Source organism: Sphingomonas lacusdianchii (assembly GCF_022664395.1).
GTDB lineage: Bacteria > Pseudomonadota > Alphaproteobacteria > Sphingomonadales > Sphingomonadaceae > Sphingomonas > Sphingomonas lacusdianchii.
This window is the reverse complement of sequence record NZ_JAKRET010000041.1, coordinates 1-10,364: the sequence shown is the minus strand read 5'-3', so window position 1 is coordinate 10,364 and position 10,364 is coordinate 1. Positions and strand designations below refer to the sequence as shown.

The window sequence follows — 10,364 nt, the reverse complement described above, 5'->3', positions numbered from 1 at the left end:
TGGACGGAGGGTCACCTTTGACAATGTCCGCTCAAACGGGAGACCTGTCCTTGACCATTGCATTCGCTCGTTCGCTATCCGTTCGCGCTTGGCGTACGTAAAACTCACTTTCGTGCAGTGACCCCTATGTACGGTTGGGGTCATCGCCGCGTCGCGCTTGCCGACCTGATCGCATTCGCCTGGTCGGCGCCGATGCGCGACCTTGCGACGCGCATGCAGATGTCTGACGTGGGTCTGAAGAAGCTGTTGCGGGCTCATGGCGTGTCAGGGCCACCGCAGGGGCATTGGAACCGGGTGCACGCGGGGCGGCCCGTCTCCGAACCTCCCCCGGCACCGGCCCGCAGACCGGGAGAGAAGCCCTATATTCACGTAGACGGCCGTTTAGTCGATCTGCCCGAAACGCCGCTCCCGTCATCGGCCGGGCCGTTTGCGTCAGCCAAGGTGCCCGAGAACCTGGAGGAGTTGCGCACGCTGGCGTTGAAGGCGGTCGGCCGCCCTGCCTCAGCCATGAAGATTACGGTGCCGCATCCGGCGATCGGTAAGTTATTGGCGGGAGACGAGAAGGAACGGGAGAAAGCGGAGAAGACCCGCTGGCATACGGCCATCACCCTCTACGACAGCCCGTTCGAGAAGCGGCGTCTGCGCATTCTCAACGCCGTGTTCCTGACGCTGGGCCGTATGGGTCACGGAGGCACATCCGACCGGGACGGTTACCATACGAGCTTTTACGCCATCATTGGCGACACCAGAGTGTCGCTGCATCTCGATGAGGCTGGCAGAAAGACCCCTACTTACAACCGCTACACCGCGCCCCGTCCTGACCCGAAGCGCCCGGCTTCCGTTTCGCTCAGACTGACGGCGGGATCATCGACCTGGCAGGACGATGCCTCGGGGAAGCTGGAAGTACAGATCGCCGACATTGTGGCCGGCCTGATCGTCGAGGGTGAACGATCCTATCGGATGCACTTGCGCGAACTTGAGGAGCAGGCGGAACGCGAGCGGATCGAAGCGGAGCGGCGTCGCCAGGAACGCCTGCGGAAGGCCAACGCCGATCGGGTCGTCGCGCTGGCCGAAAGCGGTCGTCTGCTGGCGGAAGCCAAGAACCTGCGGAGCCTGGTAGCCCGCGTGGGCGAGGCCGTTATGGACGGGCGATTGGACATTTCTGCGGAGCAGTTCACCGAGTGGCGTCAATGGGCCGACCAGGAAGCCGACAAGCTGGATCCAGTTGTATCGGGGCAGGTTCAAGCACATCTTCTCCCTCCGCGATGTGACTGAGTTGTTGCTTAGATTACACTAACGCAGTCTTAAATTTCTTAACTACTGACCGCTTATTATTTGAATTAGGTGAATTTTAACCCAAATGTTTCCAGACGCCAATCTAATCAATATTGCCGTTATTCTAGTATAAGTTAGTTGGCAAGCATTAGTAATCTCAAATTAGAAGATATTTACGAGCTGTAGGTTACTTGGTTGCACATCCCCGTAGTTTACCAGAAGCTGTCAAAATAAGCACTCAACCTGTCTGCTATGGGTGTTTCCCAGCTGCTGATGGCGGAGGGCGCGGAACTTATCAACTTGATAAAATTCAAAGCGATCTGAACCGACCGTGTGGACTTACCATCCGAGCACGTTATCTCGTATACCTAAGGGAGGAATCATATGCCTGCACCAGCAGAAACAACTGCAAACGCGTCGTCCGCGGTTTCGACGTCGCTATGATTGACGTGCCATCTGCTGCGGCCGCGCCGAAGGGGCCACGTGAGGACGAGTACTGGTCCATTGTGCAGGACGACAGACCGTACGCTCAAGGCGACATTCTTCGAAAGTTCTCCACGGGAAGCGCCAACGATCCTGAGTTCGGACTGATCATCACGGCTGACTGCGACATCGCCCAGGCCAAGGCGGCGGACCGTCTAACCTTCGTAGAAGTCGTCACAACCCGAACGTATCTTGAGCGGATTTGGATACCTGATCAACTTCAAAGGTTCGTTAAGAAGCAGGCGACCGCCGCGGCGCAGGCCTTGGCAGGAGTGATGCGCCGTTCGGAACTGCCATTCGAGCTGCGGGACGACCAACTGCTCGAGTGGCTGAGGCATCGATCCGTGGAGTCGATCGACAAGGCCGTGAACCGAACGGGTAAGGCGCTTGATGCCAAGCTCGTCACGAATCTGAATGCATTGCAGTGTGCATTGGGGGTCGGCGGCCACGTCACGCCGCTCGCGCAATGGCGTGCGCTCCGCACGACCATTGGTGATTCCGACGAGAAGCAACGCGCTGATCTGACGTCGGCGCTAGCGGGTGGGGGCGGCTTTGCGGATTTCTTCCTACTCCCGGAATTGCCTGGTGCGAGTGGGTTTGGCTATGTCGCCCTGCTCCGGTTCATACAGACGGTTCATTCGCACGAAGTCTTTGCAAGCGAGGTCGATGCGCGGGTCCAAGGCCATCCCGATGCTCTGCACCGCGTAGGATGTCTGACCGACGGAATAAGGTTCGCGGTGACCCAGAAGCTTGCCTTCCTGTTCTCTCGTATCGGACTGCCGACGCATTTCGAAGATGCGACCAAGTCCGCGGCGGCGCTGGCCGCCGAAAGCCTTTTTACTGGAGCCTGACAATGTCCTACGATGCTTTGGTAATCGATGAGGGCGCGATCGCCATCATCGATACGGCGATGATCGAGCCCAGCTGGTTCGGCGAGTTCGGCCTTCCGGAGAACACCGCTGGGCTTCGCCGCTCCGTGGTGGGAAACATCGTCTATCTGCTGTCCGAAAAGGCAGACGTTAACGATGGCCTACTGGTGGTCAACACCGGCCCAGAAGGCATTTTTGCGGCCGCCGCGATGCCGCAGGCTAGGTTTGAGCGGGTGCTTCGGGTCGCATTGCGCAAGTTCGATCGCAACATTGCACTTCCGGTGCAGTGGCAGCCCTATCACGATGGCGCCCGGCTGTCTGTCTATGGAGAGCCCGCTGGCAAACGGTCGAAGGTCAGGATCTATTTCGACCAGTCGGCCGGCGATGGTCGCGATCTCTATGCATATGCCGTGACGGACGGTCCGAGGACGCTGTCCCAAGTTACTCCGGACGGTGCCTTATACGACCGGGCGATTGAGAACCTCGAGGCTGCGGCATTGGCGGAAACTCAGCCCAGTCCCGATGTCGGCTCATTCGGCATACTGTTGAGCGAACCCCTAGGTCGTCAGATCTCGGGTGCGGCGACGCTGCAGGAATGGCTCGACCGGAAACTCAACCCGCATCAACTCTCCTTTGTCGAGAAATCGCACGACCAGCCGGTCAGGCTTCGGGGTGCCGCCGGCACCGGTAAGACGCAAGCGATGGCCATCAAGTGCATCAAGGACCTATTGGCCGATCTGCAAGATGGCAACAGGAAGACGTTCGCTTTCCTCACGCACAGCTCCGCACTTGCGCACGATGTCATCAGGGGCATGTTTTCGGCGCTAGACCCATCCGACAAATGGCGCACCGCCAAGACGGTCGATGGGCAACCCAAGCTGTGGGTGGGCACTCTGTACGAGCTTGCTGAGGAACGGTTGAGCTATGCGCAGAAGGGGTTGCGGCCCTTGTCGCTCGATGGCCAGGAAGGGCGGGAATATCAGAAGATCCTGATTGAGGACTCGATCAAGAAGGTCATGGACGATGCGAGGATCGTACTCGACGTCCTTGCACACGAGCCAGAATTCCTAGAGGTGCTGTCGGCTCCGGAACGACGCGCGGCGCTCGTGGACGACCTGATGAATGAGTTCGCGGGCGTTCTGGATGCCGAGAATATTCGCAAGGGCACATCGGACGCCGAGCGTTATCTGAGCGGACCGCGCGAGGCGTGGCAGATGGATTTGAAGACGAAGGCCCAACGCGAGGTGGTCCTGGAGATACACGATGCCTATCGTGCCTTGCTCAAGCACGAGCGCCTTTTGAGCATGGATCAGATGACGGCGGACTTCGGCCGCTACCTGACTACTCACGAATGGGAACAGCTTCGGGAGAAGCTCGGGTTCGATGTCATCTTTGTCGACGAATACCACTACTTCAGTCGCAACGAAGCTATGACCCTGCAGGGCATATTCCATCCGCGAGCCCGCAAGTCCGGCAAGTGGCCCCTGCTGATGGCCTATGATCTGAAGCAGAGCACTTCGGACGCGGCTCTCGGGGGGGGCGTTGAGCGGTTCCGAAACCCAGGTGTTGGCGTATCCGCGATGATTGACCTGAAGGAAAACTATAGATCCACGCCGCAGATAACGAAACTTCTGCAGGATTTGGACGCATCGTTTCCTGCGATGGACCTCGAAGGGGAGTACGACACGCACATCGCCCCTTCGGAACAGGCGATTGGCCCAATCCCCATTCTCAAGGTGTACGCGCGTGACCAAGAGCTTCTTGACGCCGTGTTTGAGGAGGCATGTGCGGACGCTCGCAAGATCGGCGGAAGGAAGGTAGCAGTGCTCTGCCTGAACGATTATCTATTCGAACGGTATCTGAATGCGTCCCGGATCAGTGGTAAGTACGTCTCCTTGACGACGCGGGAGGATTTGAAGGGCGTACAGTACGCTCGCGGCCGGTGTATCTTCAGCATGCCTGAATATGTCGCAGGACTGCAGTTCGACGCAGTCTATCTCCTACACATCGATCAGTCGGACCTCGCCGACGAGATGCTCAGCCAGGGTGCCCGTCGTCGGTATGTCAACCGTGTCTATCTGGGGGCAAGCCGGGCACAGACGAAACTGATGATGTCAGCGTCGTTGGAACGTGGCGGGCAAAGCGAGATTTTGGAGGGCCCTCGACAAGCTGGCAGCCTGCAGCAGATTGATATCGGTATAAGGTAGCGCGTACTCCGCATCGAGGCGCGATATCGGCAATTCTACAGGTATCAGAATTTCTAAATAGAAATTAAGCATGTAAATCGATTATGCACGCGTGTCCCGCGGCGACGCTTGGCGCCTTCGCCGAGTTTGAACGTGCTAAAATTCGCGGGCGCATCATCAATGGATTGGCGGGCGCGCTAGGCGGGGCGTCTGCTTAGCCGGCGCCCGAGCCTCACGCGTCAGCAGCGCTGCAAAAATCATCGCCGAGGCAAAGTCCGGTCAAGGGTTTTCTTCTCAGCTCCCCAGCCTGTTCCGCGTCGCGCGTTCGACGGTTCAGCCAGCGCGGTTGTTGTCATGGGTCGGCTGCAACTGAACCTCGCTCCTGCCCTTCCGCATGATCCAACTGCAGGCATTGAGGTGCAACGTTGCGAGCTGGCCCGCGCACACCAGCTAGCGCGGGGCGCGGATCAGAGAAGATGGGCTTGATTGGACGCTTGCCCTGACACAGGCACCATCACCGACGCGATGTATCAAGCTAGATGCCGCAGCGTCGTTGGAGCGTCAAAGCGACTGGCGCGGCTATAGCCTTAGCCCTCAACGGCTAAGGCGTAGCGGCCGCCATTTCTGTCTGCATGTGCGGAGATTGCGAGGTTGTTGCTTGAGAGACAGGGCGCGGTGTTCGGCGACGAGCGCCGACAGCGCACCCGGAGGCACCTTCGCCAACTTTCAGAATAGCTGCTGCAAGGCTCGCTACGGCATGTCCCAACAATGGCGGCACGGCATTGCCGATCTGTTTAAGTTGCTGCCACTCAGAGCCTTTGAATATAAAACCGTCGTGGAACGACTGTAATCGAGCAGCCTCACGAACCGTAATCCAACGCTCCTGATTTGGATGAACCCACTCCGACAAGTCTCTATGCATTTGCGCGAGGATTGTATAAGACGGAAGATCTGGATGAAGACGGCGCCACTTCTCTGGACGGGCACCATTCCAGATGGATTTAGGTAGGCTATCCCCCTTAGCGCCTGGCTTCAAATAGGAAATGAGCTTAGCGCGCTTCTCCTTGATTTCTTTAGTGTGGTGATTGTGCAAAAGTACTATGTTTCGCTTACCTACGCCTCGTCGACGTTTTATAGCTTTAGTGTACGCGCCGCACGCTGCATCAAGCCGCATAGATTTCAGGAAATCAGAAGCACCATTCAAGGCCGGCGGGTAGGCCGCAGTTTCACCACTGTGTACCACCTGTGCAGGCAGGTCTCCAATTGCCTGCCAAACCGTTACCGGCTGAGCAACCTTCAAACCACCGAGGACATGTTCGGCGAATTCTGCGATAGAAGAGGCAAGTTCGATATTGTCGCGAGTACCAAAAAAGAAAACACGCTCGCGGGTTTGAGGAACCCCAAAATCAGCCGCGGAAAGCTTAATGTATGTTGTATTCTTGTACCCGAGGCTGGCGAAATGAGCAATAATGGCATCCCTGAAATGCCCCTTCTTCATCAGAAGCAAGTTAGGAACATTCTCCATAAGAAACATACGGGGCTTCAGCTGATGAACAACGCGCGCGAACTCACGGTACAGTGAGTTTCTATCATCAAGCAGGTCTCTAGGACCAATTTGCGAGAAGCCCTGGCAAGGAGGTCCGCCAAATACCAGATCAATATCGGTTAATTTGTACTTCCGTACATCATCGCTGCCGGGCTTTAAAAAATCGTGGATATCGCCCTCAACAAGCGGGGTCTTCGGGAAGTTGTCACGGTACGTCATGCAGGCATACTTGTCCCACTCGACAGCAACCGCGATTTCGAATCCGGCCAACTCGACGCCCTCACAGAACCCGCCACAGCCTGCGAAGAGAGATACAGCTTTCACATGGCCTCCAGTGCCGGCGACATATTGGGACCTTCCATCCTCACCTGTTCCCCATCTATTCCGGCCAGGTGCCTCTTGGCAAGGCCCTTAGCGCCCACGGGATAGAAGGGAAATCAGGCCCATCTGCACGCCACAGCGCCCCACTCGCGCCGTCGCTGTTCCGGGGACTTATAATCCGTAGAGATTCAGGGAGAACCCCGGCATTTGGAAAGCCTAAATCAGCGAGCGAAGCTTTGGACCTTGCCCGATATTTTGGCTCTGCAATCCGGCGCCATCGCGAGATGCTACGGCTATCGCAGGAGGAGCTGGCGGACCGTGCCAGCCTAGATCGGAGCTATCTGGGCCGCATTGAGCGATCCGAGCAGAACGCAACGCTGTTGAGCGCGCAGAAGCTTGCCGAAGCGCTTGGCAGCGACTTGGACGTGATATTTGCCACCGCTCGCCAAATCGCACTTTTATCCGGACATCATTGATGCCCCTGCTATTCCCGGACGCTCCAGACGCTGGGGCGCAATCTAGTCACTGCGCGGCCTGTCATCTCGCAGGCACGGGGTGCGTCCTAGATCTTCGTGACGCTCCCGTGCGCGGCCGGCAAACCTCGTTTAGGATCGCACAGGATAATCTGATCGGGTGTGCTTTCGACAGCTTTGTGCCCGGTTGTGAGGGTGATCCGGATCCAGACCGAACTTTCGCGTTCTATCGCAGTCAGGCTAAGGCCAACATGCTCGCTGCGGCCGGAGTAAACTTTCCGGCGAACGGCGCGCGTGCTGCCTTTGTTTCTACAGACGTGCAGGGTCCAGCATGGGGTAAAGTTGCTGGTGACATGTATGAGATACTGGAGGCAGCTGCGCTTTGGAACGCCGCTGCTTCTTGGAATCAATTCATGGCTACCGGTGCATGGCCAGCAAGCTCCACATTCGAGCAGCCGGCTCGGTCAATCGCTACGCCAATGCGTCGTATTGCCATTGTGCAGCTGCCACGTGGTTACGACAGTACCCGCCTGTTAACCCCAGCAGCTCGCGCTACCTACGAAGCGTTTCAACAGTCGTTGGAAGCCCATGAGATGCAGTTGAGGCTTTCATCGCCGGATATCGTCGGGCTTCGAATCCCAGACCCGATGCCAGCAGGTTATGCCCAATTCATGCAGCCTTTGGCCGATCTAAGTCCATTTAATCTGCATCGTCTTCAACGAGCACATGCGGACATCGAAGGGACGATTGAGGGACGCAATTTTCTCTTCGCAATTGCAGTTAAGACGAGCACCCGGTCGGATCGCTTATACCAACCACTTTTTGAGGCTAATGTACTCAAATTTATCATTGGCTTTGTGCTGCGTGGCTCCGTCCTCAGGTTCCATGTTCACATGGAAGACTTTGAGGGCGCCAACGTTCGTGGCGCCTACACGGCAGCGTCGCTATACTCACTCATGCTCGGGGGTGATTTTGCGCGGGCGGTCGATCATTTGTACAAAGCGGAGAGGCCGCGAGATACGGCGCAAGCGATCCTGAATACGTTACCAGAGTACGCTATTTAAAATCTAGCTTTTAGCGCTCGATGAACCTCAGCCAGCTTAGAATCCGGCGCTTCACGCAAGCTACATTCCCAGACTTCAATAACGCGCCAGCCTGCCGCCTCCAAGGCGGCACGGTTGGCTTCGTCTCGGGCCTTGGTAGCAACGATTTTTGAATGCCAGTAGTCCTGCCTCGCCGATGGCAATTTACCCAACTTACACCCGTGCCCGTGCCAAAAGCAGCCCCGGACCTCGACCACTGATCGGAACTTGGCAAGGGTGATGTCAGGAGAACCAGGCAGGTCGCGCCGATGGAGCCTGTATCGAAAGCCATTCGCGTGCAAATAGCGGCGTACCAGCAACTCGGGTTTAGTATTCTTGCTTCGATTCGCCTGCATGTTTCGACGTCGGGCGATTGTGACCCCGGGGAATGAAGGACGTGACATCGATATTCCAACCTCTTAGTTCACCGGCTCGACTGGTGCATCAATTCAGCGCTGCAGCAGTGAGCGCACGATATAGCGTCGCGTGGTGACACTTAAGCAGTCTGGCCGCTTCGCGAACCGACGTACCCTCACTGATCAACCGCTCGCCGAGTTTGATCTGCTCTGAGCTGAGCTTGGGGGGGCGCCCGAAGCGTACCCCTCGCTCCTTCGCCGCTATCCGCCCGCTGCTGGTACGCTGGTGGATAAGATCGCGCTCGAACTCGGCGATACCGGCAAACACGGTGAGCACCATCCGGCCGGCGGGCGAAGTCGTGTCCGCCCATGGTTCTGCCAATGAACGCAGCCCTACCCCGGCAGTCTTCAGCTTCTCGGCAATGTCGAGCAGATCGCGGGTCGAACGTGCCAGTCGGTCAAGTCGCGTCACGACGACCGTGTCGTTATGTCGGAGCTGTTCAATCATTTTAGACAGCTCAGATCGATCACGCTTCGTGCCTGAAATCCTTTCTTCGAAAGTCCGGGTGCAGCCGGCTTGTTTCAAAGCTGCGCGTTGCAGCCGCAGATCCTGGTCATCGGTCGAGACGCGGGCATAGCCAATCAACATGTCGCAAATATGCATCAAAACGAGAACGTTATGCAACAGACTTCTGCGACATATAACGTGCGGAAATGCGTTAGCCCGTCGGTCGTCGCAAAACCTAGGACATTCGCGACATTACCATGGTCCCATAGCTTCGTCGTCATGTGCCTGCTTCGAGCGAGTGTAGTTTGGAACAGATAATGGGATCTGTGCTCGCCGATGAGCTCAAGAAGCGATCGAGGCACGCAATGTCATCGTGTGCACGGGGATTTCACCCGACGTGCCGCCTGATCCCCCGCTCCTCTGTCACGTCGTCCGCATGCGCGAGCTCGTCAATCGCCTAATCCTCGCCGCGATCGGCTTCATGGGGTAGTACCAGAGCTGGCTGCATCATTGCGCGGACCTCCGCTTCCCTGCCTGCCGCCGGGTTGATGAAGCCGCGAGTTGGAAACCAACGGTCGACGTCTGCGGCCTCAGGTCCAAAGCCAATGCGCTCAGTTCGGCAATCTTTACATCACTTCCTCTCGCCAGATGATTGACCAGATCTTCCTGGTTCGGCTGGCCGAGGGCGAGGCGATAAAGCAGGCGCTGGCGCTGGAGGTAATCGAACTTTGCAACGTCACGGCTTCTCGACAGTGCGAGCACGTGGCGATCGATGTCGGCGTGCTTGAACGTCCACCAGGGTGACAGCCCAATCTCGTCTGGGAACCTGCACTCACCCAGCGCTGCGGCCTCTGTCCAAGGTGATTGGCCGGTGCGTGCCGCGGCCACTGCGTCGTCCTGCACCAGCGCACCGAGCGGACGGCGCACAAGAAGACCACCATAGCGCGATATGCGACCTTCACGCTGTTCGAGGTCGACCGGGTTGGATGGCAGATCCCAGTGAACGATGCGTCGGCACCAGCTGTGGAAGTCCAGCCCTTCCTGACCAATCGAGGTCGTCGCGAGAACATGGGGCCAGAATGGCGTGTTGAACGCTCGCCGGAGGCTTTCAGCGCGTGGCGGCGCTTCGGCTTCAGACTCGGCCGCTGTACATTATTGGGCCACGGATTCACGGTAGCGGCTTGGCGAGCAGAGGCGTGAAGCCATCGGCGTCGAGTTCGAGGTTTTCGGCCCAGACGTAGTCGCCGGTGAGATTGATGCGGTCC

At 57.6% G+C, this 10,364-nt stretch carries 9 protein-coding genes and 1 pseudogene; 5 read left to right on the top strand and 5 right to left on the bottom strand.

What is annotated here, in order from left to right:
* The first annotated feature begins 57 nt into the window (after positions 1 to 57).
* The 3 genes from MF607_RS21890 to MF607_RS21880 all read left to right on the top strand — a co-directional run bounded on the left by MF607_RS21890 (position 58) and on the right by MF607_RS21880 (position 4,834).
* Positions 58 to 1,275, top strand: a complete 1,218-nt coding sequence (locus MF607_RS21890) for a hypothetical protein (protein ID WP_242122288.1) — start codon at positions 58 to 60, stop codon at positions 1,273 to 1,275.
* Between the two features lie 440 nt (positions 1,276 to 1,715).
* Positions 1,716 to 2,609, top strand: coding sequence for a hypothetical protein (locus MF607_RS21885; RefSeq protein WP_242122287.1), 894 nt, complete (start codon positions 1,716 to 1,718; stop codon positions 2,607 to 2,609).
* Positions 2,610 to 2,611: 2 nt separating this feature from the next.
* On the top strand, positions 2,612 to 4,834 hold the full coding sequence (locus MF607_RS21880) for a UvrD-helicase domain-containing protein (protein ID WP_242122286.1): 2,223 nt from the start codon (positions 2,612 to 2,614) through the stop codon (positions 4,832 to 4,834).
* A gap of 580 nt (positions 4,835 to 5,414) precedes the next feature.
* Here MF607_RS21880 and MF607_RS21875 read toward each other — a convergent pair.
* Complete coding sequence (locus MF607_RS21875) at positions 5,415 to 6,683, bottom strand: DNA cytosine methyltransferase (RefSeq protein ID WP_242122285.1); 1,269 nt, start codon at positions 6,681 to 6,683, stop codon at positions 5,415 to 5,417.
* A 68-nt stretch (positions 6,684 to 6,751) separates the two neighbouring features.
* On the opposite strand from MF607_RS21875, the gene MF607_RS23000 reads away from it, so the two are divergent.
* On the top strand, positions 6,752 to 7,156 hold the full coding sequence (locus tag MF607_RS23000) for a helix-turn-helix transcriptional regulator (protein ID WP_347340919.1): 405 nt from the start codon (positions 6,752 to 6,754) through the stop codon (positions 7,154 to 7,156).
* 248 nt (positions 7,157 to 7,404) lie between these two features.
* Positions 7,405 to 8,217: a Cfr10I/Bse634I family restriction endonuclease gene (locus tag MF607_RS21865; protein ID WP_242122284.1), complete on the top strand. Its 813-nt coding sequence runs from the start codon at positions 7,405 to 7,407 to the stop codon at positions 8,215 to 8,217.
* Here MF607_RS21865 and MF607_RS21860 read toward each other — a convergent pair.
* The 4 genes and pseudogenes from MF607_RS21860 to MF607_RS22995 all read right to left on the bottom strand — a co-directional run.
* Positions 8,214 to 8,639 carry a very short patch repair endonuclease gene (locus tag MF607_RS21860; protein ID WP_277926049.1) on the bottom strand — a complete coding sequence of 142 codons (426 nt, stop codon included), beginning with the start codon at positions 8,637 to 8,639 and terminating at the stop codon, positions 8,214 to 8,216. The two genes, MF607_RS21865 and MF607_RS21860, sit on opposite strands and share 4 nt — an antisense overlap.
* Before the next feature lie 40 nt (positions 8,640 to 8,679).
* Positions 8,680 to 9,240 carry a recombinase family protein gene (locus tag MF607_RS21855; protein WP_242122281.1) on the bottom strand — a complete coding sequence of 187 codons (561 nt, stop codon included), beginning with the start codon at positions 9,238 to 9,240 and terminating at the stop codon, positions 8,680 to 8,682.
* A 366-nt stretch (positions 9,241 to 9,606) separates the two neighbouring features.
* Entirely contained in the window at positions 9,607 to 10,026 is a 420-nt protein-coding gene (locus tag MF607_RS21850; RefSeq protein ID WP_242122280.1) for a hypothetical protein, read from the bottom strand.
* 21 nt (positions 10,027 to 10,047) lie between these two features.
* Positions 10,048 to 10,161 (bottom strand): annotated as a pseudogene (locus MF607_RS22995) (helicase-related protein); the annotation flags it as partial.
* Between the last annotated feature and the right edge of the window lie 203 nt (positions 10,162 to 10,364).

Bases quoted from the DNA above. Each gene is read 5' to 3' on its own strand.
- MF607_RS21885 (WP_242122287.1), top strand. From the start codon at position 1,716: ATGATTGACGTGCCATCTGCTGCGGCCGCGCCGAAGGGGCCACGTGAG.
- MF607_RS21880 (WP_242122286.1), top strand. From the start codon at position 2,612: ATGTCCTACGATGCTTTGGTAATCGATGAGGGCGCGATCGCCATCATC.
- MF607_RS21865 (WP_242122284.1), top strand. From the start codon at position 7,405: ATGCTCGCTGCGGCCGGAGTAAACTTTCCGGCGAACGGCGCGCGTGCT.
- MF607_RS21860 (WP_277926049.1), bottom strand. From the start codon at position 8,639: ATGTCACGTCCTTCATTCCCCGGGGTCACAATCGCCCGACGTCGAAAC.
- MF607_RS21855 (WP_242122281.1), bottom strand. From the start codon at position 9,240: ATGTTGATTGGCTATGCCCGCGTCTCGACCGATGACCAGGATCTGCGG.